We start from the raw sequence: 26,741 nt of genomic DNA, 5'->3' as shown, positions 1-26,741 counted from the left end.
CCAGGATGAAACAATTCAAGCACATGTTCTTAGCCCAATTGAAGTTGACCTTACGGGAAAAGCAAGCCTGGTTTTGGGGAATTTTCTTCCCTGTAATCTTAATGGTTATTTTTATGACAATATTCGGCGGCAGTACTGATGATGAATTCTCCGCCAAAGTGGCGATTGTCGACGAAAATCCAAATCCAACCTCTGATATGCTTTTGAGTCAAATGAAGCAAATACCTGTGCTTGAAATGGAAACAGATGAGCCAATAAGCCGCAATGAAGCAGATCAAATGGTGAAAAATCAGGATGTTGATGCAGCGATCATTCTGCCGCAGTCAGCCGATTCCACTTCCATCCTTCTCGTTGTCAATAAAGAAGATGAACAAGGTGTCACGGCACAGGCTCTTTCAGGAATGCTGAATGATTTTGTGCAGCGGGCAAATCTGGCAGCTGCCGGTGCCCCTCCTACGTTTGACTTACAATTTGAAGCCATATCGTCCGCTGATCAGGAACTAAACTACACAGACTTCCTGCTTACCGGTATGATTGCCCTGTCCATTGCCCAGGCCGGCATGTTTGGTATGGTGGACTTAGTGGATATGAATCGGAAAGGATTAATTAAACGATTGCGGATGACTCCTGCCAATATGAATATCTTTGGCTTTAGCGATATGGTGATGCGCTTGTTGTTCAGCATCGTGCAAATCATTTTATTATCCCTTATCGGTGTATTTGTTTTCGGGGCAAAGCTGTACATCAACTTTCCAAGTCTTCTAGTCGTTTTTATATTAGGCGCCCTTTCTTTTAACGCACTTGGTTACTTATTCTCTTCATTCAGTAAAACAACCGAGGCCTATATGGGAATGGCGAATATCGTCAGCTTCCTGATGATGTTTTTAAGCGGCATCTTCATTCCTGTTGAGACGATTCCGGATTGGATTCAGCCGATTTCGAATGTCCTGCCGTTAACCTATTTTGTTGAAGGACTGCGGGATAGTATGGTTTATTCCACCAGTATCTTTTCAACTACCCTTTGGATGGGTATCGGAATACTGGTCATCTGGGGAATCGTGACATTTGTTTTAGGCTCCTGGCTGTATAAAAGAAAATCGATTGTGGCAACGAGATGAATGGATTATTTTAACAGACAGCATCCCTTTTAGATGCTGTCTGTTTTTTATTGTAGATTAGCTTTCGAAAAAGACGTGCTCCCTTTACGAATATTTTACATTTTTCCTCCAATTTTGACTTTCTTTCGTGGTAAAATTATTATAATTACTCTCAAAATGAATAATAGACTAGAAGAAAAGAGTGAAACAATGAAAGAAATGAAGTTCAAAGCGTTTTCAATTACAAATGAAATTGATCTGAATAAAATTGCCGTTCAGTGCGGGATTCCCAAAAAATTCACCTGGGAAGAGCCACTTATTCTGAAGGGTAAGATTTTAAAGTCAATCCTCAACCGGGATATCGGTGATTCACAATATGTCCTCGTTTTCTCTTTCGGCAGTGTGGTGTTTATCAATCATACCCATGAGGACGAGATTAAGGATTTTTTCCATTACATAAAATCCTTTGAGCCGGAAGTAAATCTTACGCTTGCCTACACCTATACAGACGATTACAGCCTGCAAATCGGGCAGACAGAAGACATTGATCTGGCCGATGAAAATGTCATCATCCCAGAATATGAGACATTTTATCCTGAAATCATATCAACTGTGCTTGCTAAATCCGTTGCCCTCGAGAAAACAGAAGAACATCTTGGGAAAATTAATGATCAGCTTGAAGTCCTTATTGACCGTCTTGAAAAAGGAAAAATGAGGATAGGTAATAAGAGATTGGCCAAAATGACAGCAGAAATTGTTCGTCATGAGTATAACACCCATGCCTATATCATGATTCTAGATAAGCCTGATATTACCTGGACAAGCAATAATGCTAATGAGTTTTATGATAAAATGTCAGAGTTTTTCGAACTCAATGACCGCTATAAGATTTTGAAGAGCAAAACAGAAACTTTATATAACATCATGGATGGTTTTTCTAATATCAGTCACTCCATTCGAGGACTATTCGTTGAATGGATTATCGTTATTTTGATTGTCATTGAGATTCTTATGACGGTTTCCGAATATATCGGATGGCTGCCTTAATATCAATAACTATAGGTTACGTTAGATTCAAGTAAATTTTTTTAAATTAGTTGTAAATTTTCTATTGCAATTTTTATAATTGATTGTTATTATAAAAACCGTGATTTGGAAAGCTGCTATTCAGTATATCGGGATCTTTCCAAGCAGATAATTTTGACCACTTCCTTCTGGAAGTTAAGGCCATACGGACAGCCGGGTCAAACGCCGATTGGCAACTTTAGTTGCCTTATTGATTGAGTTAAAAGCTCAAATTTTATAAGTTGGTTACTTTATAACCAGTGCATCTGCACATCAACTTGTGAAACGGTCAATAAGAGTGGTAAAAGTAATTATTTGCTATATAGACTCTGATCCTATTAAGATATATTGAATATTAAAAAGCTTTCTGCAAAATGTCTTTCGACTTTTCGTAGACGTATACTTATGACGTTTTGTCGTGACTATACATACTTTTTAATATGAATATATATCTAAAGCAAGTAGAATGCACGATGTGGCGTTTGCACTTGCTTTTTTTGTTGTAAAAAGATCTATCGATGAGACCTTTGAAACATAACTTATGTTTTCAATCGGCTCCTCTCTGCAATTCAAAATCTATTATGTTAGGAGATAGGAATATGGGAAAAGCACTTATTATCGGTTGTGGAGGTGTGGCATCTGTTGCCATCAACAAATGCGTTCAAAACAGTGAGGTATTTGAAGAAATCTGCATCGCGAGCCGTACAAAATCAAAATGTGATGCGTTAAAAGAAAAATTAGACGGCGGTAAAACAAAAATTACAACTGCCCAAGTGGATGCAAACAATGTGGATGAGCTGATTGCCTTAATTGAAGAAGTAAAACCAGATATCGTAATGAACTTAGCCCTTCCTTATCAAGACTTAACAATCATGGATGCCTGCCTTGCAACAAAAACAAACTATTTAGATACAGCAAACTATGAGCCTGAAGATACTGCAAAATTTGAATACAAATGGCAATGGGAGTACAAAGAGCGTTTTGAAAAAGCCGGCATTACTGCACTTTTAGGAAGCGGCTTTGACCCAGGTGTAACAGGTGTATTCTCAGCTTATGCATTAAAGCATTATTTTGATGAAATTGAAAGCATTGATATCCTTGACTGTAATGGCGGTGACCACGGTTACCCATTTGCCACAAACTTCAACCCTGAAATCAATATCCGTGAAGTATCAGCTAACGGAAGATATTGGGAAAACGGCGAGTGGATCGAAACAAAACCAATGGAAATCAAACGTGTCTATAACTTTGATGAAGTTGGCGAGAAAGATATGTACCTGCTTTACCACGAAGAGCTTGAATCACTTGCGAAAAACATCCCAGGACTTAAGCGTATCCGTTTCTTCATGACATTTGGCCAAAGCTATCTAACTCACTTGAAGGCACTTGAAAATGTAGGAATGACTTCTATCGAGCCAATTGAATTCGAAGGAAAACAAATCATTCCGCTTCAGTTCTTAAAGGCTGTTTTACCGGATCCAGCAACACTTGGACCTCGTACAAAAGGGAAAACAAATATCGGTTGTATCTTCAAAGGGAAAAAAGACGGCGTAGAAAAAACGTACTATGTATACAATGTTTGTGATCATGAAGAATGCTACCGTGAAGTTGGCTCTCAAGCTGTATCTTATACAACAGGTGTACCAGCGATGATTGGTGCCATGATGATGATGACAGGAAAATGGAACAAACCAGGCGTATTTAATATCGAAGAATTTGATCCAGATCCATTCATGGATGCCCTAAACAAATGGGGATTACCATGGAAAGAAAACTTCAATCCAGTAATGGTAGATTCAGAGCCTGTAGCGGAGAAAGAACCAGAGCTTGTAAAGTAAGCCCAGGTTCTCTTGCTTCCAAATATTCGAGGGGGGACAATATTGTCCCCCCTATTTTATTAATTATCCCCTGCTTCTTTTTTCTTTTGATAAAAACCACCCACCTAAAGCTATAAGCAGCATGACGGACCAGAAGATGGTTTTCCAAACAGGACCTTCAACAAACTCGTGGGAAATTAAGTGTATGGACGGATGCGCAATTGTATGCATCAATAATTTTACCCCTACCCACCCCACGATAATCATAGCAGCTGTTTCGAGTCTTGGTCGTTTCACAAGGATCTTAACAAAGAAATTGGCGGCAAACCGTATCACAATTAAGCCGGCAATAGCTCCTAAGAGTATGACAATAAATTGAGCTCCATCTATCCCGCCAATCGTGGGCAATGGCGTATTCGGCAGTGCGATAACAAGTGCAACAGCTGCTAAAATGGAATCAATTGCAAAGGCCATATCCGCTAAGGCAATCTGTGCAACCGTCATTCGATAGCTTGTCTGTTTTTCCTTCTTTTCTCCCTTTTCCTTTTTAAGCAGATGTTTGATTGAGATAAAAATTAAATAACCAGCTCCAATTGCCTGCACCTGCCAGACGTGGAAAAGGAACGAAATGATAAAGATCGCACCAATCCTAAAGACAAAAGCTAGCATTAAGCCAAGATTGATGGCTTTTTTTTGCTGCTCCTTTGGCAAGTGTTTGGACATAATAGCCAAGACTAAGGCATTATCGGCAGATAACAGTCCCTCTAAGAGAATCAAAATAAGGAAAACCCAGCTGTATTCCAATATTAATGTTAGTTCCATAACAGCCTCCTTCCTTTTTATATACGCTGCAGTTTTGTGATTCATGATTAGTAGTTTAAGTAACTTTCCCCAAAATAAAAAACTCAGAAAGCTGGATTTCTCCAGCCTCCTGAGAGTCAGTCAGTAGTTTATTAGAATTTAGAATGATAGTTTTCAATTTCCCAAGCGTGAACAGCGGTACGGTAGCTGTCCCATTCTGCTTTTTTCATGGAAACATATTCGTTATAGACGTGGTCGCCTAATGCATTGTGGGCAAATTCGCTTCCTTCTAATTCGTTGATGGCTTCCTTTAAGCTCCCTGGCAGGTTATCAATGCCAAGTTCCGCTCTTCTTCCCTCTGTCATATGGAAGATATCTTCATTAATCGGAGTTGGAGCATTGAGCTCTTTCTCAATGCCATCTAAACCAGCAGATGCGATAACGGCAAACGTTAAATAAGGGTTTGATGACGGATCCGGACAGCGTAATTCTACACGAGTTGCAAGCCCTTTTTTGGCCGGTATACGAATCAGCGCTGAACGATTTGAAGCCGACCAAGCTAGATAGCAAGGTGCCTCATAGCCGGGTACCAAACGCTTATAAGAGTTTACGAGCGGGTTCGTTACGGCAGCAAAGCTTTTCACGTTTTCCAAAACTCCTGCAATGAATTGGTATGCTTTTTCTGATAATTGCAGTTCATCGGAAGGATCAAAGAAGGCATTTTCACTGCCTTTAAAGAAGGACATATTTACATGCATTCCGGAACCGTTGATTCCAAATACTGGCTTTGGCATAAAGGTAGCATGCAAACCGAATTTCTGTGCAACGGTTTTCACTACCCATTTATAGGTAGTAGCCAAATCGGCTGCCGTTAGGGCATCAGCATATTTAAAATTAATTTCATGCTGGCCTTCTGCAACCTCATGGTGAGATGCTTCGATGGTAAAGCCCATAGCCTTTAAAGCACGGTAAATTTCTAATCGAACTCTTTCGCCCAAATCCTGTGGAGAAGGCTCAAAATAACCGCCTTTGTCACTAATTTCCTGGGTTGCGAAACCATTTTCATCTGTTTTAAATAAAAAGAATTCTAACTCAGGTCCTACGGAAATTGTGTACCCTTTTTCTGCTGCCCGTTCCATTGTTTTCTTTAAGACATTTCTTGTATCGCCGTCAAAAAGAGTTCCATCAGGGTTAGTTACTGAACATAAGAAACGTGCTTCCGAATAACCATCTTCAACAGACCAAGGAAGAACAGCAAATGTATTTAAATCTGGCTTCAGATAAAGATCTGATTGATTGATCGGTGAAAAACCTTTTATCGAAGATCCGTCAAACATGATTTTCCCTTCGACTACATCCTCAAATTGTTCAGATGTTACGGTGACATGCTTTAAAATTCCTTCGATATCTACAAATTGTAAATGTAAAAGTTCAACACTTTTTTCTTTAATAGTTTCTTTTATGTTTTTTAAAATCATTGTTTCATTTACGATTAACATTTCTGTCATGTCACATTTCCCCTCGCGTTCATGTTATGTTTTCTAACATGTTATTTGTTAGGGTTATTATATGGCACTTTGATTAGTTTGACAATACTTTTCACAAAAATTAATCCGAATTTTATGATTGATATCTACTTTTTAATACCAAAAGTAGATAGATTAGTTTTACAAATAAAAAAAGGAGAGCATTATAAGCTCTCCTTCTCTGCTATGTTTTATTAAACAGATTTTACAAAATCAATAAACATATTTACTTTATCATCTAAGAAATGAAGGGTATTCTCATCGACCAGTTTGCCTGTTTTAACATCTACTTTTTGTTGCACTAGACCAATCAGAATTTCATTGCCTCCCGGTGGCAGAACTCTCGCTTGCACACCTGGGGATGATAGAATTTCACGCAAATGCATTTGCGCACGAACAGTTCCAAGCATTCCTAGTGTGGCCCCAAGAGTCATGACAGGCTTATTGATGAACACTTTTTCTACTCTGGACGCCCAGTCAATTGCATTTTTTAATACACCTGGAACGGACCAGTTAAATTCAGGAGTGATGATAATCACTCCATCTGCATTCGCGATGGATTCTTTGAATTCCTTTACTGATTGTGGCGGATTGTTTTCTTGGTCCTGGTCGTAAAAGGGAAGTGAACCAATGTCGGCAATCTGAATGTTTAATTGGCCTTCATAGCGCTCCTGCATTGTTTTGGCTATTTGCATATTGTAAGAGTCTTTCCTTAAACTTCCTACGAGAGCAACAATATTCATAAATAATAACCTCCTATGTATGATAGATATTTAAGTAAGTAGTAAAGAATATGTACCACTTTTAACCATGAAAAGAGCTTAACTAAAGTAAGTTTTTCTATGTCATTATATCAGTATTTGCTAGTATTGTCTGAAAATGAGCTTATGATTCGACGAACGACAAAAAACTGCACCCCAATCGTTAACATGGTTAACTATTGGAGAGCAGTTTTTTTAGCAGTTAAAATCGGTTCTGTAGTTACTGAGCCAGTATAATTAATTACTGAAACAATAAAAAAATCTACTAATCTACAAATTTTGCATTGAAAACGTAAACAATCTCGACTTCATATAACAAAATTCGCAAACAAGGGCTAAAAAACCTTTATTATACCAGTTCAAGCACTCTTTCTTCTTTTACTTTTTCCTGTTTCTTATCAGCTAAGCCTAGTGACTGTGCTGTTGAGGTATGAATTTTGTCGATTAATTCTGGGTTTTCCAATAGTGATAACCCATATGAAGGAATCATTTCTTTTAATTTTGGTTCCCATGCCTTGATATGCTGCGGGAAGCATTGATTTAATACTTTAAGCATGACAGATACAGCAGTTGAAGCACCTGGTGATGCGCCAAGTAATGCAGCAATAGAGCCATCAGCTGCACTAACCACTTCTGTACCAAATTGCAGCGTTCCTTTTCCAGCTTCAGTATCTTTAATAACCTGTACACGCTGTCCGGCAACTACTAAGTCCCAATCCTCACTATTAGCGTTCGGGATAAACTCACGTAACTCTTCCATGCGTTGTTCTTTCGATAACATAACCTGCTGAATGAGGTATTTAGTTAAGGCCATTTCTTTTGCCCCTGCAGCCAGCATCGTTAAGACATTATTTGGTTTAACAGATGTAATTAAATCCATCATAGAGCCGGTTTTTAAGAACTTTGGTGAGAAGCCAGCGAATGGTCCAAATAACAGCGATTTTTTATTATCGATAAATCTTGTATCAAGGTGAGGAACAGACATTGGCGGAGCGCCAACCTTCGCTTTTCCGTATACTTTTGCATGATGCTGCTCAACAACTTCCGGATTATTACACACCATAAATAGTCCGCTTACAGGGAAACCGCCTATATGTTTGCCTTCAGGAATGCCTGATTTTTGCAGTAAATGAAGACTACCGCCCCCGCCTCCGATAAAGACAAATTTAGCTGTATGGTGCTCGACAGAACCGCTATTAAGATTTTTTACTTTTAATTCCCAAGAACCATCATTTGTTCGTTTGATATTATCAACACTATGATTGTAATGAATGTTAACATTTTTACTTTCTAAGTGTTCAAACAGCATACGTGTTAATGCGCCAAAGTTAACATCTGTACCAGAATTGATTTTCGTTGCTGCGATCGGTTCATCAGAAGAACGATCATTCATCATAAGTGGAATCCATTCCTTTAGTTTTTCCGGCTCATCGGAAAATTCCATGCCTTGGAACAATGGATTGTTTGATAGCGCTTCAAAACGTTTCTTTAAAAATTGTACATTTTGCTCCCCTTCAACAAAACTCATATGTGGCAGCGGCATGATAAAATCCTGCGGATTACGGATTAGCTTACTGTTCACAAGGTATGACCAAAATTGCATAGAAAGCTGAAATTGTTCATTAATATTTATTGCTTTTTTAATATCTATTGAACCGTCTGGCTTTTCAACGGTGTAGTTAAGCTCACATAATGCCGCATGCCCCGTTCCGGCATTATTCCATTCGTTAGAGCTTTCCTCACCTGGGTTTGCAAGCTTTTCAAATACTGTAATTTCCCAGTCTGGTACTAATTCTTTTAGAAGTGATCCCAATGTTGCACTCATGATTCCGGCACCAATTAAGATTACATCTGTTTTAGTTTGTCTGTTACTCATATTCTACCATCCCTAACCCTAAAGATTTACAGAAAGGATGTAAGCGCTCCCTACTAGAAATCAAAGCAAGCCAGGCGCGACTTAGTCACACATCATTTCTGGACCAAGATTCTTACATTATAGTGTATCACTATTGTTTAAATATTAAAATATTTTTTTACAATTCTATTATATAGTAAGAAGAATCTATTTAAAAGCGGGTTGTTTCAAATAACACAACGGTGTGGACTCAATTTTAGATTAATTTTAATTTGTATATTCTTTCTAAAATCATTCGATCTTTTCTAAGATCTGTGTCAGGTCGATATATTTACATTTTAACATATAATTACTAATGGGTTTTTATAATCTTTATAGTCTTAGGGTATAAAGTTTTACTAGTGTTGGTGCTTTATGTAAAAAATAAAGAGTCGTGGGACATTTCTATCCCATGACTCTTCCCTCTTACCCTTATACATGGTATGTCTAAAGTAATGTTCAAATCTTCATTAGAGAATGATGGAACTACTTAAAGTATGAAATACGTAAATCTTTATACAGGTGCTTGGGGTTTGTTGATATAGAATAACTGATGTATTCCGTTAAGTTAACTAAAGTTAATCGATAGTGATGTTTCGCCCCTGTATCAATCCCAAGCATTCCTGGTCCCATCCAAATTTCTCCAGGCTTCGCTCCCATCTTTTCGGTAGGAGTGTGCCCAAACACTACAAATTTGGAAAATGGGTAAGCGGTTTTCCAAAAGGGTTCCCGAATGTCTGTTAAATCCTTGAAAGATTGCAGATGGAGAGGAAAACCTGGACGAATTCCAGCATGAACGAATAAAAAGTCTTCATACTCGATATATAAGGGCAAGGATTCAATAAATTTAATCGTAGAGCGAGGCAAGAGCTTCTTATTTATATACCCATTTTTTTTCTTCTTGTAAAAGCAATCGGTATTTCCTAGAATTGCATCAGCCCCTTTTTCGGTCAGTTCTATAATGTATTCAATTGAGCTCCATGTAAATGGACGTCTATCAATAAAATCTCCGAGTAGAAATAACTTGTCCGATTTCGGGTCATATTTGGCCATCTCTAAAAGAATTTTAACTCCTTCAACATGACCATGAATATCAGAAATGGCGAGAATTCGAGACATTTTTGTAACCTCTACCTTTCCTCTTGGTTATTATAAAATATGCTAGAAATTCTGGTTATGCGACATTTTTTGAATACTTTAACACACATTTTGTCTACCAATTTTGAAATATAGTGAGGATTAAATTATATTTTATGTGTAAAGAGTGGATATTTAAGGATTTTAATAGCTCTCACAGGATGGGCAGATCATTTTTGCAATGTATTTTTGACTTCGTTAGTCTCGCTTGATTTTTTTCCTGCTAAATAAAAAAACACCCACAAACATTGTTTTAACAATATTTGTGGGTGTTTTTACGTTCAAAACAAACTAGATTGATTCTCAAGATACCGGTGATCGGGTTCAAATCAGTAGACTAAATATTTAATATATTACTCATCAACAAAACAATAATCCCTTTACTTTTCCCCAAGACTAAACTGACCCTCATACATCCTGCAGTAAAATCCTTTATTCTTAAGAAGTTCTTCATGCGTCCCTTTTTCAATTATTTCCCCATTCTGAATAACCAATATCTGATCAGCATTTTCGATTGTTTTTAATCGGTGTGCAATCACAAAACTAGTGCGTCCTTCCATTAAATGGTTAAGCCCTCTTTGTATTTCCATTTCCGTTCTTGTATCAATGCTTGAAGTCGCTTCATCAAGTATGAGAATGTCTGTATCGGCTAGAATGGCTCTCGCAATGGCGAGCAACTGACGCTGCCCCTGACTTAAGTTTGAACCACCGGAGGTAATCGTCGTTTGATAACCATTTGGCAAATGCTTGATAAAATTGTGTGCGGAAGCCATTTTTGCAGCTTCAATTACTTCTTCATCTGTTGCTTCCAGCCGCCCATAGCGGATGTTTTCCATAATCGTGCCGGAAAATAAAAAGGTATCCTGAAGCACAATGCCGATTTTTTTCCGCAGATCACTGATTTTATAATCGGTTATATTCCAGCCGTCGATTTTGATTTCACCAGCCGTTACATCATAAAACCGCATTAATAAATTAATAATCGTGGTTTTACCGGATCCAGTTGGGCCGACCAAGGCAATTTTCTCCCCTGCTTTCACTTGAAAATCAATATTTTTCAAGACCAGTTTTCCGGTTTCATAGCTAAAATCAACCTGTGAAAATTCAACATCTCCTTTTAAAGAATCGATAGAGATGGCATTAGGTTTATCTACAATATCCGGGGTTTCATCCATCACTTCAAAGACCCGTTCAGCACCTGCGATCGCCGATTGAAATATATTGATCAGGCTCGAAAGCTGGTTGATCGGGCGGTAGAATTGACGAGAATAGGTAACAAATGCAGCAATAACGCCAACGGTCGTCATTCCCTCCACCGTCATGACGGCACCTGCCCCGATGAGTAAGCCTAAACCCAAATTATTGATAAAGTTATTCGTTGGTCCGACAAAGCCTGATACCATATCGGCATTCATTGCCGAATGACGTAAACTTTCATTGATCTCTGAGAATTTCAGATTCATTTTTTCTTCCTTGCCAAAAAGCGTGACAACTTCGCTCCCTGAAATCGATTCTTCAACAAATCCGTTCAGTTCACCTAAATCCCGTTGTCTTTTGATAAAATAGCTGCTGCTGTATTTGATAATTTTTTTCGTCGTAAAGATCATGACGGGTATAATCAATAAAGCGGTTATAGCCAGGACCCAATTGAGCGAAAACATAGCAATGGTAATTCCTGTTGCCATTAATACTGTTGATAAAATTTGGATAACACTTTGACTGAGTGCACTATTTAAGCTTTCAATATCATTCGTTACCCTGCTCATCAAATCCCCATGTGAACGTTTATCAAAAAATTGTAACGATAGGGTTTGAAATTTATCATATAAATCCTGACGCAATTGGCGAATCGTATGAAGCGATACCCGAACCATTGTGAAGGATTGCAGCCAGGTAAACAGTGCTGTAGCTGAATAAATAACAGCAAGTAACACTAAAAGTCTGAACGTCCCTTTCATATCCTTTGGAAGGATATAGTGATCAATGATGACCCCGATTAAATACGGACCAACAAGACTTAACAAGGTTGAAATAATGACAAAAAGAACGGATGCAATAAGGGCAGCCTTTTGCATTTCCATATAGCGCCAAATTCTTCGCAATGTTCCTTTCCGATCTTTTGCTTTTTCGACTGGTCCACTTATCCCCCTTGGACCTCGGGCACGATGCATGATATTGGGAGCCGATTGTGAGGTATTTTGACTCATATGGAAGATATCTCCCTTCCAATTTGTGTTTGATAGATGTCTTGATACAGTTTGCTTTTTCTCAGCAATTCATTATGCGTACCAATGGCCTCAATCATTCCATCCTCCAGGACAAGAATTTTGTCAGCGTCTTTAATGGATGATATTTTGGCTGAAATGATGAACACCGTTGTATTTGGATAGGATTTTTTTAAGGCATCCTGAACGGCTCCCTCCGAAATCGCGTCAATCGCTGAAGTGGAATCATCAAGAATAAGGATACCAGGTTCTCTAATAAAGGCACGGGCCATTGCTATGCGCTGTTTTTGGCCTCCGGACAAATTCGTGGCTCCCTGGGTAAGAGAATGAGAGAATCTCTCCTCCAGTTTGTCGATAAATTCACTGGCCGCAGCTGAATGTGAGGCTGCCTCCATTTGCGCTAGGGACGCTCCGGCTTTCCCATATCGCAAATTTTCTTCGATACTGCCGGAAAATAATACGGCTTTTTGCGGGACAAAGCCAATTCCCGATCGAAGCGTTGTAAGTGAATAGTTTTTAAGATTGATCCCGTCTAGTAATATCTCACCTGTATCCGGGTCATACAAGCGGGGAATCAATTTGATTAAGGTGGACTTCCCGCTTCCTGTTGGCCCAATAATCCCGATGGTTTCCCCTGCTTTCGCTGTAAAGGAGATATTCTTCAACACAGATTCTCCATTTTTACTATAGCTGAATGACACATCCCGGAATTCTACTGAACCATGTACTACTTGCGGTAATACGGGTTGCTCTGTTTCCGTAATATCGATGTCCGCCTCTAGGACTTGAACGATGCGGTCTGCAGATGGAAAGGAACGGGTAATTTGCATGAGAACATGACTGCTGCTCATTAAACCGTTCAACATAATATTTAAGTAGTTAATAAAGGCAAGAATGACACCGACTTGAAGAGTCCCTTTGTTTACTTTTATTGCTCCCAGCCATATTCCAGCCACAATCCCGATATTCACAACAAACATCATCAGGGGCATTAGTGTCAGAATGACCTGTTCAGCTGTCATATTTCGTTTTGTTAATATGTTATTGATTCTATGGAATTGTTTTTTTTCATGCTCCTGGCGGTCAAATGCTTTGATCACCCGAATGCCTGCTAATGTTTCCTGCAGCTTCGTATTGACCATATCGATCGCTTTTTGTACATGTGTAAAAAGTTCCCCTGTTTTTTTTGAAAAATAATAGATAAATAGTATTAATATCGGAATCGCCGCCAGCAGGACGGGAAACAGCTCACGAGCAGTCGTCCAGACAATAATGACAGAACCAATGAACAAGAGCGGACCGCGGACAAATACACGTAATGTCATGATTAAGGATGATTGAATGGCCGCGATATCATTGGTCACAATCGTAATTAATTTACCTGTTCCAAACGAGTCGGTGTTTTGATTCGAAAACCGCCCAATTTTCTTAAAAAGATCCCGGCGGATATCGGTAGAAAAATGAACGGCCGCTTTCGCAGCATAAACGGAGCTTCCTGCTCCGCCGATTAATCCAATAAAGGCACTAAAAAGCATGAGCAGGCCCAGTTTGATCACATAGGCATGATCTGAATGGGCGATACCCTCATCGATTATTTTTTGCATCATGGTGGGCTGAAGTAGATCCATTGCTACTTCAATGCACATGAGGAATGGCCCAAGGATAGCGAACCATTTATACGGCTTTATGTAGTGAAGCAATTTTCTCATGGAGTTCATGAAACTCTTTTCTCCTTATCTAGCAAATTTCGATTAATTTTACCCGAAACATCCAATAGTATCAATGGGGTCGGAGGGACAGGCACCTCGACCCGCTTGGTGGAAAGAAGCGAAAAAACCCGTCAGTGTGACGAGTTTTTTCGCAATGAGCTAGTTATATAGATTTTTCTTTTACAAGGGCCATCCTGTTAAGGAACCAACGTAACGGGACAAGTAGCTAATTGTAATACACCTAAACTGACACTTCCAATAAAGGCGCTTTTAACGGCACCTAAACCGCGTGTTCCCATAATAATACTAGTTGCATTTCGTTCTTTAGCTAAATTCGTTATCTCAACTTTTGGAATTCCGGCTCGTACAACCTTTTCAATATGAATCTCTGGATCTTTCACTGTTTCAATCGCTTTTTCTAAAATTTCGTTTGCTGCCCCTTGAATAAAGTCTTGAATATCTGCTTTCGAGATAAACCGATGAATATTGGGAGTTGAGGTATAACTTGGCTGAACATTTACGAGAACAATATCAGCATCCGTTTCCTTCGCAATCGTGCATGCATATTGCAGCGCTTGATGAGACTGAGTGGAATCATCAATTGGAACAATTATTTGTTTTTTCATGTTATCACTCCACCTAATTTTAATAAAGGTGCTTCTTATAAGGTATTGGAAAATTCTAAATTGCCCTTATACATCAAACTTCGACAAAAGTTTATTAAAATCCTTTTATTTCTGGAAAATTTGGTTGTATCATGGGTCCAGAGGGAGATGATAATGTGGGAGAATTAAAGAATTGGAAAAATGGTGCTTGCGGGTATAAGTTTATTGCTTCTTTTAGCGGAGGAAAAGATAGTGTCCTAGCTCTATATAAAGCAATGAAGGTTGGAGAAGCGATTGGTCTGATTGTCATGCTGGAGGAGGAAGGAAAACGTTCCCGATCGCATGGCCTGCCTCCCGAGCTTATAGAGGCCCAAGCAAAATCGATAGGATTGCAGGTATATACGGCAGCTGCAAGCTGGACAGATTATGAAAAAGTGTTCATTGGCCTTTTAGAAAAAGCGAAAAGTCATGGAGCAGAAGTGTTGGTAACTGGCGATTTGGATATGCCTGCATATGGATGCTGGCATGATAAGGTTACGGAGCAAGTTGGATTAAAGCTTGGGATGCCTTTATGGGAAATGAATCATCGTGAAGCGGTTGAAGAGTTCATTAATCTAGGCTTTGTGACGATCATTGTTACAGTTAATTTATCATTAGGAATGCGAGAAGACGATTTAGGGCGCACGTTAACCCTTGAATATGTGAAGGAGCTTGAAGCTCGCGGTATCGATCCTTGTGGTGAAGGCGGTGAATTTCATACAACTGTAATCGACGGCCCTATTTTTAAACATCCTATTCCTGTTAGGAAATGTGCGATCGTTAAAGATGGAGATTATGCTTTTTTACCTTTGAAGCTGGATGAGGATTAGGAACAGATACACTGACCTTATTTTTTCAAAAAAAAATGAAATTATACACGATTAATAAGTGATGTTCATATGGAAAGGAGTTTTATTTCGCTGATGCATTTTTTCCAATGGGTTCGGAAACGATATTTTTGAGGTGATATGATGCATTTAGATCGTGTGAAAGAAATACTAACTGCCAATCAAGAAATAGCGGTACACTATCATGGTATACCGGTTTGGATTGAAAGTATTGAGCAATCCTCCAGTATGGCCGTTGTTTCAGCGCGTGGAGCCCATGATCATAAGCAGCTAGTGTCGATTGATGCTTTAGAGGAAACTGGAAAGTATTTTACATAATATCGTTCTATCGAGTGGGAGAATCTAATGACGAACAGGCACCAAGGCTGTTCGTCATTAACGTTAGCATAGATTCATTCTACTTCTCTTTTTATGACGCATTATCTAAAATCTGGTAATCTTACTTTCTTATAACTTTGTCTTATTCAAAAAATATAGTATAATGTAATGTTGTAAATTACCATACTCTAGGATCATGCGTTTCATTCAAGATGGGATCATCTTCCTTTACTTTAAAAAAGGAGAAATCAAACAAAGATGGAAAATCTCTTTCTAACACTAGGTGTTGCTGTGTCTTCAGGAGCACTTATTGCACTACTTAAAATCATACTAATTGATATCATTCTATCCGGTGATAATGCCGTTGTCATTGCGATGGCAACAAGAAATCTGCCAAAACACTTACAGAATAAAGCCATTTTCTGGGGAACGGCAGGCGCTGTTATGATCAGGATTGGATTCGCAGCCGTTATTGTATACCTGCTGCAAATTCCATACGTAAATATTATCGGCGGTGTTCTTCTTCTCTGGATCGCGTACCATGTATTGGTTGAAGGTGAAGAAGAGGCACACGTTAAGTCACATAATAGCCTGCTGAAAGCCATTAAAACCATTATTGTTGCAGATGCAGTTATGAGCTTAGATAACGTAGTTGCTGTCGCAGGAGCTGCACATGGTCATATTGGGATGATCGCTCTTGGTGTGTTAATTAGTATACCAATTATGATTTTCGGCTCTAAGTTTATTGTTTTGCTTATGGAAAAATTCACTTGGATTGCTTATATTGGGGCGGGAATACTTGCATGGACAGCCGGTGAGATGATACTAAAGGATGAAAGTTTAAATGAACTAATAGATATTCCACATGGACCTATTGCCTACATAATTTTAGCTGTGGTAACAGCCATCATACTAGCAGCAGGCTACTTCAAAAACCAAAACCAGAACAACAAAAAAGCGGCATAATCGGGTCAGAGGGACAGGCACCTCGACCCGCGTAAGATAGGGAATAGAAAAACTCGTCAACCGTTCTAAGGTGACGAGTTTTTCTATGTTCTATGCTTGGCGTGTTCAGACGGCTTAAAAAACATTAGCCGTCTATATTTTTAGTCATATTATTTAATCGCGCCTTCTACCATTGAGATCAATGTGCCATTACGGATTTGATCCGCTTTTTCTTTTCCGGCAAGTGCTTCAATGATCGCTAGCGCAAAATATGGCGATGTCGCTGGACCACGGGAAGTTATCACATTTCCATCCCTTACAACAATCTCTTCAGAGAATTCTTTAAAATTTATTTGAGATTCGAAGCCAGGATAGCAAGTCCCTTTAATTTTTGCAGCAAGACCAGCTGCTTCTAGTGCAAGCGGTGATGCGCAAATTGAAGCAACCAGCTTATCAGCTTCATAGAAAGATTGTAAATAGGACACTACTTTTTCATTTTCCGCCAGCAGATTTGCGCCTGGAAGGCCCCCTGGAGTAATAACGGCATCATATTCAGTAGGATTCACGTCTTCTACTAATTTATCTGCTTTAATATGTACACCGTGAGCGCTGACAGTTTCTAAAGTTCCTGTAACTGAAACCATATCAACTGATATTTCAGCACGACGTAAAAAGTCTATAACTGTTAAAGCTTCGATTTCTTCATATCCATTTGCTAAAAACATGATCGCTTTTTTCATTTAAATCCTCCTCCTCATTTCCTATTATAATCTCTTAATGAAAATTCAGACAAGTTTAATCCGTTCTGGGGGGGCAGGCACCTCCAACCTAGGTCGAGGTGCCTGTCCCCCCAACCCTCGAACCCTCTCTTAATGCTTTTTTAACATATTCTCGATTTTTTTTAGTTCGGTTTCTATATATGCCTTTTTGTGGTCAAAGCCAATGATGGCTGCTATGTTTCCGTTGGGGTCCATTAAGGGCGCAAAGCTTGTTTTCCATTCACCGTAGATATCCTTGTATAAGGGAGTTACTCCTGCTTTTCCATTTAATGCGGCAAAGGCGGTTTCCATGATTTCAGGTGGTCCTTCATATAACACGCCAGGAGGAATCACGAAATCTTCACTGGCGACAAGCGTTTGGGCAATATTACTTTCTAGCATTTTAAAAATATAGACCCATTCGATGATTCCTTCCTGTTCTCGTAAGTTTGTTAATTTTTTCTGAACCCTTTGGAAGATTGGATTGGATGGTGAAAAATCTGGCTTCACGATTTCAGAGATTTCTTCAGGTAGAATGATAGTGGATGTAACAATAGCCATGGAACGTAATTGTTTATTTAAATGCTCTTCCAGTATGCTTCTTTTATTTGAAAACGGAAGAGATTCCTGCGCCATTTTCTCACGAATTTTTTTATATTTTCGGCTCAATGTTGGCTGGCTGATTTCGAGTACCTTTGCTGCTAGCTTTGAAGATTTATATTTTTCCACAGCCAGTTTTATTAACTGTTCTTCAACCATATCAACGGCTTCCTGCAACGGCATAATGTAATCAATAAAAGGCGGTTCCTTGATTTCATCCTTTTTCCAAGGAATGTAGCTGTAGGCAATGCTTGCGTCAACGTTCATATTTCTGTTCGTTACAACAATTCGTTCAATTGTATTTTCTAATTGCCGCACATTTCCCGGCCAATCATACATACAAAATAAATCAATGGCATCAGGTGTTATGTGGATGGTGCGATGATATAACGTATTATATTTCGCAACGAAATGATAGATTAAGGCGGGAATATCTTCAATTCTTTCCCTTAAGGAAGGGATATCAATCGGAACGACATTTAAACGATAGTATAGGTCCTCTCTAAAACGACCCTCTTTAACCATTTTTTCTAATGATCGGTTCGTTGCAGCGATGATTTGGACGTCTATCTTAATCGATTTTGAACTTCCTAAAGGGGTGATTTCTTTTTCCTGTATAATTCGCAGTAATTTTACTTGGAGGTTCAGGGGCATTTCGCCAATTTCATCAAGGAAAATAATTCCTTCATTGGCCAGTTCGAATTTCCCGGGAGCACCATTTTTGTTGGCTCCGCTAAAGGCTCCGCCGACATAACCAAATAATTCACTTTCTAATAAATTCTCCGGAATGGCTCCGCAATTTACAGCGATAAAGGGCTTTAACCTTCTATTTCCTAATTGATGCAAGGTTTTTGCAATCATTTCTTTTCCAACACCCGATTCCCCTAATAAAAGGACGGTTGTGGAAACCTGTGATACCATTTCAACGGTATTCAGGACTTCTTTCATTTTTTGACTATGAGCAACCATGAAAAAATTGGTGGATGTATCCCTCTCTTCTGCCAGCTCTTCTGAATCAATGATGGTTTCCGAAATCCTTTTTAATCCCCAGACGCACGTTTCTTCATTATTTACCAGTGATGGAAACAAGGTTATTAGAATCGTACTGCCGTTCCAAATTTTTAATTGAAGCGATTGGACCTCCCTATTTAACAATTGTTGTATGGATTCACTAAAGTATGAAACTTCCTCTAGTTCCATAAACGTTTTTCCTACTATGGTAGCAGTGTCTGTTGACCAAAAGTTTTTCAGTTCCCCGCTTCTATGTAAAACCATTCCCTTTGCATCAGTCACAATCATTTCGTCATAAATCGATAGAATACTGGATTGAAACACGCTAAGAAGTTGTTCAGTAGATAAAATAATTGAGCCCATCACAGTTGCACCCCTTATATAAAGTTAAAAAATTCTGATTTTTTAGTAAATTATTTCATAATTGAATCGAAATTTCAAATATGAAATGGAAAAAGAGAAATAAAAACCGTTTTTTGTTACCTTAGCTAAAAATTTCGTTTGGCATAGGAATTGCTATACTACTGTTATGTAACAATGGCTTAGAAAGGAGGATGTCCCCATTGAGTCCTAAAGATGATATTCAAGAGAACATGAAATCAAATGATCCATTCATTAAAGAGATGTATACAGATCTTCATAACAGAATTAAGGATTATCAAGAAAATGATTTCATTGTTGAAAAAATGAAATTTTCAGACGCTAGAGGCTCTATCGTAGTTGTTGGATTCATTGCTGCGTTTTTGGCTTATGTTTTACTAAGCTAATCTCATTATAATACAGGAGGAAAAATATGGGTAAAGAAAATTCTTCAATTTCAAAGGATGTAGCCTTTGGCTTTCTCCCTGCAGCAAAAAAAGATCGTGTCTTTGGTATGTGGGATCTGATTTTAATCCAAGTAGGAATAGGCATATCCTGTATATGTATCCTAACCGGTGCTTATACGGGTTTGATGGTAGATGCCCGGGAAGGTTTAGGTGCGATTCTTTTTGGTGAGGCATTCCCTATTTTATTAATTGTGCCGATTACCATCTATTTTGCGCGGTATGGTATTGATACCTTCATAGGATTTAGAAGCTCCTTCGGTTATTTAGGTGCAAAAATCTTTTATTTTGTTTTTGCCATCTTAACGATTGGCTATACTGCCGTTGCCCTTTACATGGCAGGAGAGGCCATTGTTAAGATACTAAGTTTTACGAGTTTGCCGTCTTTTCTTACATCAGCTTCAACTGGTGTTCCCTTCTTTGCGATTTTCTTATTTGTGATTGCCTTCGCGGTTACCTTTAAAGGACCATTAGCCATCCGCAAATTCAATTGGATTGGTGTACCGGCCATAGCGATCCTATTAATCGGATTACTCATTTTAATTGTAACTGGTCAAGGTTTAGATAAAATTTTAGCGTTAAACCCAGCAGAACCATATGAAGATTTTTCACGGTCCTTTATGACAGCCCTCGAACTGAATGTTGGATTAGGTTTTTCCTGGCTTCCCTATTTAGGCCAATATTCCCGCTTAGTAAAAAGTGAAAAAGCCGCCTATAAAGCAACCTTTTTCAGCTATGGGATTCTTGTAAATATCGCGGTTGTCCTAGGTGCATTGACTACATTAGTTGTCGGGACACAAAACCCGACCGAGTGGATGCTGGCGATTGCCGGTTCATGGTTTGGTCTCATCGGACTTGTCCTGCTTACACTTGGTAATTTAACGGCAGCGATCTTCTTAATGTATTCTCAAGTCATTAGCTTAAAAACGGTATTTCCAAAGAGCTCTTGGCTGGTCGCGATGTTAACAACCGTCCCTGCTATATTATTATTATTAAGCCCCACCTTCTATAATGCTTTTAACTCGTTCATCACCGTTATTGCTTACATTATGTCCATTGCCGGTGGGATTGTGATTTCAGATTTTTTCTTTGTCAAAAAGCAAAAAATTTCCTTATATGATCTATATAATACGAAAGGAAAGTACAAATATTGGCATGGCATCAATCCTTCTGCCATCACAAGTATCATCATGGGAACGATTGTCTATTGGGGTCTTTACAATCCTCTTTTAGATAAAGCTGGCGGTCTATTTGAATATGTCTCAGCTGGAATTCCTGCCTACTTTGCTTCACTTATTACTTACTATATTTCAGCTAAATATGTTTTCGCCTACAGTGTTGATAAAGAAGCAGGTAAAAAAGCGGCTGAGCCGGTAGAAGAACGAGCTGACTTGGTTTAGATTTTAATATTGAATCGAAATTTTAGAATTGAAATTTTCTGAATATAGGGTTAATTTAAAATTCAGAAAAATAGCTGTTTAAATTTGGCATGGTTATTGCTAATACACAAGTAAAGAAATCTTTTTTTTAAATAAGGAGGAATTTTCATGTTTGAATCTACTAATCTGGATCTATTCCCATACCCTTTTAAAACGATTAAAGAAGGAAACAATTATCGCTATTCTAACGACTTAAGAAAACTAGAATTGAACCATACGAATTGTGTGGTCATTACTCCGGAATATGAAAAGCAAATTAAAAGAAAACGAGAATTACTTCGTGAACAGCCTGAAGTAAGGTTCCAGTCCTTTCCACATACAATGGAAATGCAATGGGAAGTCGCAGAAATGCTTATGCAACTGGCGGTTGATAAATACCCAGAGCACTTCCAATTAGAAAAGAACGGAAATCATTGGACATTTCGTAATCACATCTTAAACGAAACAGAATCTTTCATCTTTGGTGATGCCTCCAGCATTGACCTTGAGCCGCTAGATTTAATCGGCCGTCATTTCACTACAGACTTTGTCTTAATGGTTCATCGAGATGACAATCTTTATTTGGAGGTCGCCCATGAATCCTATGCAGCGCTATTCTCCCCTCACTGGAATAAAGGAATGTCATTTGACGAAATTCATGGACCTGTTCCATTTGTGTCTCGTACAGGTGTCCCGCTTGCGGAAAGAGTTCGTAATTTCTTAATTCGTAATGTGCTGCCAGGTGAACCTTGGACAAGAATCAACTGGAATTTGATGGCAAACCGTTGGGATGTGAACTATGAAACCTTTGATACTTGGGGTCCAACCCGCTTTTTAGTCAACTCGGAAAATGCCGGCGAACTCGTAAGACTTCGTGTAGAAGAACAATTTTTCTATCGTATGCCGCGAAGCAATGCCATTTTGTTCGTCTTAAATACGCAATTTCTATCCATGCAAGGTTTAAGACAAAGACCGGAATGGCTTAAGCAAACCTACTCGATTCTTTCGGATATTCCTAAGCCAATGGCAGATTACAAAGGGTTTACCCCGTTTATTGAACCAACTGTTGAATATTTGAAAAACCAAGTTGAACAATTAAATTTACAAACAAAATAGGAATTGGAGGGATATAAAGTGGTATACAACAGTCCAGTATTATTCGATCAATCTGAAACGATTGTGGATGCATTCACAGTACGACAGGATCGGAGAAAATATCTGATTATTTCTGCCGAACCAAAAGAAGCAGCTGCCATCCAGCAATTTGTGAAGGACATCAATGGTCAAAAGGAATATGAACTAGTTGAAATCCATGATGCTGAACAGCTAAAGAATGTGAACGAAATTCTCGATCATCAAAAAATGGGAACCCAGCTTTATATTTCAGCCAATTGGGATGATGCCGTAACCATTCTTACAGCGGGCATTGAGGCTGGGTTTTCCGAAGATGAAATTCAAACACTTATCCACGGTGAGAAGAAACGCTATGTGTACTGCATGAAATGCTATCACCTGCAGGAAGTTGAGCAGGAAGAAACAGATACCATCTGTCATCATTGTCAAATCAGCCTAGAAATTGGTCCTTTCTTTTCAAAAGAGCGAAAAGGATATATTGGTTATCCATACAATCCTGCCTTTGTAACACCAAATTAATGATTATGTGAGACTTTTTTTAAAGACAGACAAAACGATTGGAGTGATGATGATGAGTGGATTTGGAAACATTCAAGTTTATGTAGGAGAAATCATTCAGGAAACAAAATTTGTCAAACGCTTCCATTTATATCCGGTTGACCGGGAATTACTACCTGCTTTTACGGGGGGATCACATATTGGAACCATTATCAAAAATGGCAATGAGATTATCGAAAGAAATTACTCGCTTGTAAGCCACCCGACAAACCGTACTCAATATGCGATTGCTGTTCGTAAGGATGATCATTCTACAGGCGGATCGGTTTATTGGCATGAGCAGATTCAAGTCGGAGATTATTTGGAAATCAGCTGGCCGAAAAATCATTTCCCTCTTGCCTTCCAAGCGGCGAAACATCATGTGTTTTATGCCGCCGGTATTGGGATTACCCCCTTTATGACAATGATGGAGGATTTGACCGCAGAAGGAAAATCATTTGAATTACATTATACAGCAAGGACGAAAGAAGAATGTGCTTTTTATGATGTGTTGAATGCGAAATATCCTGGAAAATGCCACTTCTATTTTTCACGAGCGGAAAACCCGACTAGAATGACACCCGATTCGATGGCCGAACATCGGATTGGCTCCCATGTGTATTTCTGTGGACCAATTTCAATGGTGAAAGAATTTAGAGAAGCAGCAGAAAGCTACGGTTACCCAAGTCATTCGATTCATTTTGAATTATTTGCTGCTGATGATGAAGGTCCGAAGAATCCTTTTGTTGTGACATTAGCAAACAGCGGGAAACAGGTGGAAGTATCGGAAGAAGAATCGTTGCTTGATGCTCTATTAAATGCCGGTGTACAAGCCCCTTATTCCTGTAAGGTAGGCGGATGCGGAAGCTGCGAAGTACAGTTGGTTGATGGAGAAGTTGATCACCGCGATCACTTCTATAGAGAGGAAGAAAGACAGACGAAGAAGGTTATTTTAACGTGCTGCTCGAGAGCGAAGGATGCTGAGAAAGAGCTTGTATTAGATCTGTAATCAGCTTCCCGCCCTATATTTGATTTTAATGCTTTTAGACAGTTCATTAAATCCATACTTTAGGAGGAAAAAATAATGACAACAACTACTCAAGTACTAGAATTAAAAATGTATATTAATGGTGAATGGAGACTTTCTAATAATCCTGATGGCAACAAAGTGATCAATCCGGCAAATGGAGAATTAATTGCAATTGCTCCGAGAGCAACGGTTGAAGAAACGGAGGAAGCAATACAAGCGGCAAAAAAAGCCTTTGATAGCGGCGTCTGGTCTAAATTAAGTGCACAAGAGCGCTCAGACTTTCTTTTGAAAATTGCTGATAAAATTGATGAAAAACACGATGAATTGGTAGAACTTGAAGTAAAGGATAATGGAAAAATCCGCGCTGAGGCTGATATTGATATCCATGATGCGGCCTCTTGCTTCCGTTATTATGCTGGTTTGATTCGAACTCCAGATGGAGAAACCTATCATGTGGCAGATCCGGTACAAGCCATGGTTGTGCGTGAACCAGTAGGTGTGACAGGGTTAATTGTACCTTGGAATTTTCCATTCCTTATGAGTGTATGGAAATTCGCCCCTGCCCTAGCGGCTGGAAATACGATTGTCTATAAGCCGGCAGAAGTAACACCAGTTACAGCGACAAAATTAGTGGAAATTATTCATGAAGTTGGTGTTCCAAAAGGCGTCGTAAACTTGGTACTAGGTAAAGGTTCTGTGATTGGTCAAGTTATTGCCAGCAGCCATGATGTCGATATGGTTTCTTTTACAGGAAGTACGGAGGTTGGTAGAAGCATTATGCGCAATGCAGCCGGTAATTTGAAGAAAATCTCGCTTGAATTAGGTGGTAAGTCACCAAATATTATCTTTGCTGATGCTGATTTTGAAGCGGCTGTTGATCATGCATTAGTTGGTATCTTCTATGGCTCCGGTCAAGTATGCTCTGCCGGGAGTCGGATAATTGTTGAAGAAAGCATTTATGATAAGTTTGTTGCAGAGTTCGTGAGACGCGCCAAAAATATTAAAGTAGGTCCTGGGTTGGAAGATGGCTCTGAAATGGGTGCAATTGTCAGCGGTGCCCAGCTTAATACCATTTTGGAATATATTGAAATCGGTAAAAATGAAGGCGCAACATTAGCTTGCGGCGGAAATCGTTTGACAGAAAATGGGTTAGATCAAGGATTCTTTGTGGAGCCAACTGTTTTCATTGATGTCACTCCGGAAATGCGTATTGTAAGAGAAGAAATCTTCGGTCCTGTTGCCGTGATTCAAAAGTTCAAAGATGAAGAAGATGCGATTAAGCTGGCAAATGACACCATTTACGGTCTTGCCGGCGGTGTCTTCACATCAGACGGTTCAAAAGCGATGCGTGTCATCAAAGAAGTCCGCGCTGGAATCACCTGGATCAACACCTATGGCCCTACCTACAACGAAGCTCCATGGCATGGCTATAAGCAAAGCGGCATCGGCTCAAGCCTTGGAACCTTTGGCCTAGACGAATTCCAAGAAGTGAAACAAATCAACATCAACCTTGCCGTCGCACCAACAGGCTGGTTCTCTTAACTAAGTCACGGTTGGACCGCGGGTCGCGGGGACAGGCACTATGACCCAATTTAGGAACAGTCATTTAAACTTTGGGTGGAATCAATCATAAAAAAAACTCGTCGACTGTGACGAGTTTTTTTATGATTGACTGGGTCGCGGTGCCTGTCCCTCCGACCCGCGTAAATATTTCTCTTCAAATGACTAATAATATAACTAAATGTCAAAAAGTAAAAACGGTGTAAACAATGAGCAAAAATAAACGATTTTTTAATAAGAACTCAATTCCTTTTTTGTTGTTAACTATTATTCCTTTGAGTATGATTTTGATTTTGTTAAAACGTAAAAAACAAAAGGATGTGTGGATTTTACTATTATCAAATATTGGTTTTGCTTATTTTTTTGAGTATCCGACGCTCAATTTATTTCATGGTTATAGATACAAACCGAAAATGATGAAAAGGAATGTTTTTGATTCAATCTTAGGAGCAATTTTCTCTCAAGCATTTTATGTACCCGTTACAGCAACTTTTCTAACTCTACTAAAGAAAAACTGGAAGTGGAAAATCAATTTCAGCCTTTTTTATTATTGTATTGAGAAATTATTTTTACGATTAAATATTTATAAAGTAAATTGGTGGAGGCCTATATATACCCTAGTTTTATTAAATGTATATTTTTATATTAGTGATGGGTTTTATCATGCACTTTCGGCTAAAAAAAGATGGGCCATGGTCATTGCTCATTACTTTGCTATTGAAGTAGTTTGGATTACGATAATGTATATTTCGGCTTCGAACCGTTTGATTCGATTTGGACATGGATTTCTCCATACGTGGACTGAACATTTCAAAATAATACCCCTATATAGTTTGATCCTCTCTTTAATCGCTACCATTACTTCTTCAAAGGATAAGATGTATTATTGGCTCATACTGCCATTAAGCCATGTTATTATTGATATAGTATTGGTAATAATAGGTATTTTAAAAGTGAATACGAAACAATTATTAATTATTAGTTCTCGCTACTTTCTAATGACAGTTATTTCAAGGTATTATTATAAAATAATTTACCAAAATAATTAAGGGAGTGGGTCGCGGTGCCTGTCCCCCCGACCC

The 26,741-nt window shown here is 38.8% G+C and carries 23 protein-coding genes; 13 read left to right on the top strand and 10 right to left on the bottom strand.

The genetic code is table 11. The annotated features are described in order from the left end of the window. Positions 1 to 5: 5 nt before the first annotated feature. The 3 genes from R4Z09_RS15030 to R4Z09_RS15020 all read left to right on the top strand — a co-directional run bounded on the left by R4Z09_RS15030 (position 6) and on the right by R4Z09_RS15020 (position 4,000). A complete protein-coding gene (locus R4Z09_RS15030) occupies positions 6 to 1,118 on the top strand; it encodes an ABC transporter permease (RefSeq protein WP_338453060.1) in 1,113 nt (370 codons plus the stop codon). A gap of 189 nt (positions 1,119 to 1,307) precedes the next feature. Further along, positions 1,308 to 2,144, top strand: coding sequence for an RMD1 family protein (locus R4Z09_RS15025; protein WP_338453059.1), 837 nt, complete (start codon positions 1,308 to 1,310; stop codon positions 2,142 to 2,144). Between the two features lie 617 nt (positions 2,145 to 2,761). After that, positions 2,762 to 4,000, top strand: coding sequence for a saccharopine dehydrogenase family protein (locus tag R4Z09_RS15020; protein ID WP_338453058.1), 1,239 nt, complete (start codon positions 2,762 to 2,764; stop codon positions 3,998 to 4,000). A 63-nt stretch (positions 4,001 to 4,063) separates the two neighbouring features. On the opposite strand, the gene R4Z09_RS15015 is transcribed toward R4Z09_RS15020, so the two are convergent. The 8 genes from R4Z09_RS15015 to R4Z09_RS14980 form a co-directional block, all read right to left on the bottom strand. Further along, positions 4,064 to 4,801, bottom strand: coding sequence for a TerC family protein (locus tag R4Z09_RS15015; RefSeq protein ID WP_338453057.1), 738 nt, complete (start codon positions 4,799 to 4,801; stop codon positions 4,064 to 4,066). A 131-nt stretch (positions 4,802 to 4,932) separates the two neighbouring features. Then, on the bottom strand, positions 4,933 to 6,288 hold the full coding sequence (gene glnA, locus R4Z09_RS15010) for a type I glutamate--ammonia ligase (RefSeq protein WP_338453056.1): 1,356 nt from the start codon (positions 6,286 to 6,288) through the stop codon (positions 4,933 to 4,935). A 212-nt stretch (positions 6,289 to 6,500) separates the two neighbouring features. Beyond that, the gene (locus tag R4Z09_RS15005; protein ID WP_338453055.1) at positions 6,501 to 7,049 is read right to left on the bottom strand and encodes an NADPH-dependent FMN reductase; all 549 of its coding nucleotides are present in this window, start codon (positions 7,047 to 7,049) and stop codon (positions 6,501 to 6,503) included. A 367-nt stretch (positions 7,050 to 7,416) separates the two neighbouring features. Next, positions 7,417 to 8,943: a malate:quinone oxidoreductase gene (locus tag R4Z09_RS15000; protein WP_338453054.1), complete on the bottom strand. Its 1,527-nt coding sequence runs from the start codon at positions 8,941 to 8,943 to the stop codon at positions 7,417 to 7,419. A 504-nt stretch (positions 8,944 to 9,447) separates the two neighbouring features. Continuing rightward, a complete protein-coding gene (locus tag R4Z09_RS14995) occupies positions 9,448 to 10,080 on the bottom strand; it encodes a metallophosphoesterase (RefSeq protein WP_338453053.1) in 633 nt (210 codons plus the stop codon). 398 nt (positions 10,081 to 10,478) lie between these two features. Continuing rightward, positions 10,479 to 12,269 carry an ABC transporter ATP-binding protein gene (locus tag R4Z09_RS14990; protein ID WP_338453282.1) on the bottom strand — a complete coding sequence of 597 codons (1,791 nt, stop codon included), beginning with the start codon at positions 12,267 to 12,269 and terminating at the stop codon, positions 10,479 to 10,481. Positions 12,270 to 12,301: 32 nt separating this feature from the next. Beyond that, positions 12,302 to 14,041 carry an ABC transporter ATP-binding protein gene (locus R4Z09_RS14985; protein ID WP_338453052.1) on the bottom strand — a complete coding sequence of 580 codons (1,740 nt, stop codon included), beginning with the start codon at positions 14,039 to 14,041 and terminating at the stop codon, positions 12,302 to 12,304. 188 nt (positions 14,042 to 14,229) lie between these two features. Continuing rightward, the gene (locus R4Z09_RS14980) at positions 14,230 to 14,658 is read right to left on the bottom strand and encodes a universal stress protein (RefSeq protein WP_338453051.1); all 429 of its coding nucleotides are present in this window, start codon (positions 14,656 to 14,658) and stop codon (positions 14,230 to 14,232) included. A gap of 155 nt (positions 14,659 to 14,813) precedes the next feature. Between R4Z09_RS14980 and R4Z09_RS14975 the strand changes: the two genes are divergently transcribed. The 3 genes from R4Z09_RS14975 (at position 14,814) to R4Z09_RS14965 (ending at position 16,808) form a co-directional block, all read left to right on the top strand. Next, positions 14,814 to 15,506, top strand: a complete 693-nt coding sequence (locus R4Z09_RS14975; protein ID WP_338453050.1) for a diphthine--ammonia ligase — start codon at positions 14,814 to 14,816, stop codon at positions 15,504 to 15,506. Between the two features lie 138 nt (positions 15,507 to 15,644). Then, the gene (locus tag R4Z09_RS14970) at positions 15,645 to 15,842 is read left to right on the top strand and encodes a small, acid-soluble spore protein, H family (RefSeq protein WP_338453049.1); all 198 of its coding nucleotides are present in this window, start codon (positions 15,645 to 15,647) and stop codon (positions 15,840 to 15,842) included. A gap of 258 nt (positions 15,843 to 16,100) precedes the next feature. After that, complete coding sequence (locus tag R4Z09_RS14965; RefSeq protein WP_338453048.1) at positions 16,101 to 16,808, top strand: TerC family protein; 708 nt, start codon at positions 16,101 to 16,103, stop codon at positions 16,806 to 16,808. A gap of 149 nt (positions 16,809 to 16,957) precedes the next feature. Here the strand turns inward: R4Z09_RS14965 and R4Z09_RS14960 are convergent, their stop codons facing one another. Continuing rightward, on the bottom strand, positions 16,958 to 17,527 hold the full coding sequence (locus tag R4Z09_RS14960) for a DJ-1 family glyoxalase III (protein WP_338453047.1): 570 nt from the start codon (positions 17,525 to 17,527) through the stop codon (positions 16,958 to 16,960). Between the two features lie 129 nt (positions 17,528 to 17,656). Beyond that, positions 17,657 to 19,519: a sigma-54 interaction domain-containing protein gene (locus tag R4Z09_RS14955; protein WP_338453046.1), complete on the bottom strand. Its 1,863-nt coding sequence runs from the start codon at positions 19,517 to 19,519 to the stop codon at positions 17,657 to 17,659. Between the two features lie 200 nt (positions 19,520 to 19,719). Here R4Z09_RS14955 and R4Z09_RS14950 point away from each other — a divergent pair, with 200 nt between their 5' ends. The 7 genes from R4Z09_RS14950 to R4Z09_RS14920 all read left to right on the top strand — a co-directional run bounded on the left by R4Z09_RS14950 (position 19,720) and on the right by R4Z09_RS14920 (position 26,708). Then, a complete protein-coding gene (locus tag R4Z09_RS14950) occupies positions 19,720 to 19,923 on the top strand; it encodes a hypothetical protein (protein WP_338453045.1) in 204 nt (67 codons plus the stop codon). Positions 19,924 to 19,949: 26 nt separating this feature from the next. Then, positions 19,950 to 21,380, top strand: coding sequence for a purine-cytosine permease family protein (locus tag R4Z09_RS14945; protein WP_338453044.1), 1,431 nt, complete (start codon positions 19,950 to 19,952; stop codon positions 21,378 to 21,380). A gap of 147 nt (positions 21,381 to 21,527) precedes the next feature. Beyond that, positions 21,528 to 22,514, top strand: coding sequence for a DUF3445 domain-containing protein (locus R4Z09_RS14940; protein WP_338453043.1), 987 nt, complete (start codon positions 21,528 to 21,530; stop codon positions 22,512 to 22,514). 18 nt (positions 22,515 to 22,532) lie between these two features. Next, positions 22,533 to 23,051 carry a dimethylamine monooxygenase subunit DmmA family protein gene (locus R4Z09_RS14935; RefSeq protein WP_338453042.1) on the top strand — a complete coding sequence of 173 codons (519 nt, stop codon included), beginning with the start codon at positions 22,533 to 22,535 and terminating at the stop codon, positions 23,049 to 23,051. A gap of 52 nt (positions 23,052 to 23,103) precedes the next feature. Beyond that, positions 23,104 to 24,078 carry a PDR/VanB family oxidoreductase gene (locus tag R4Z09_RS14930; RefSeq protein ID WP_338453041.1) on the top strand — a complete coding sequence of 325 codons (975 nt, stop codon included), beginning with the start codon at positions 23,104 to 23,106 and terminating at the stop codon, positions 24,076 to 24,078. Between the two features lie 75 nt (positions 24,079 to 24,153). Beyond that, a complete protein-coding gene (locus R4Z09_RS14925; protein ID WP_338453040.1) occupies positions 24,154 to 25,641 on the top strand; it encodes an aldehyde dehydrogenase family protein in 1,488 nt (495 codons plus the stop codon). 227 nt (positions 25,642 to 25,868) lie between these two features. Beyond that, a complete protein-coding gene (locus R4Z09_RS14920) occupies positions 25,869 to 26,708 on the top strand; it encodes a hypothetical protein (protein ID WP_338453039.1) in 840 nt (279 codons plus the stop codon). The last annotated feature ends 33 nt before the right edge of the window (positions 26,709 to 26,741 follow it).

Source organism: Niallia oryzisoli (assembly GCF_036670025.1).
In the GTDB taxonomy this organism is placed as follows: domain Bacteria; phylum Bacillota; class Bacilli; order Bacillales; family Cytobacillaceae; genus Bacillus_BD; species Bacillus_BD oryzisoli.
This window is presented reverse-complemented; position numbering and strand designations above follow the sequence as displayed.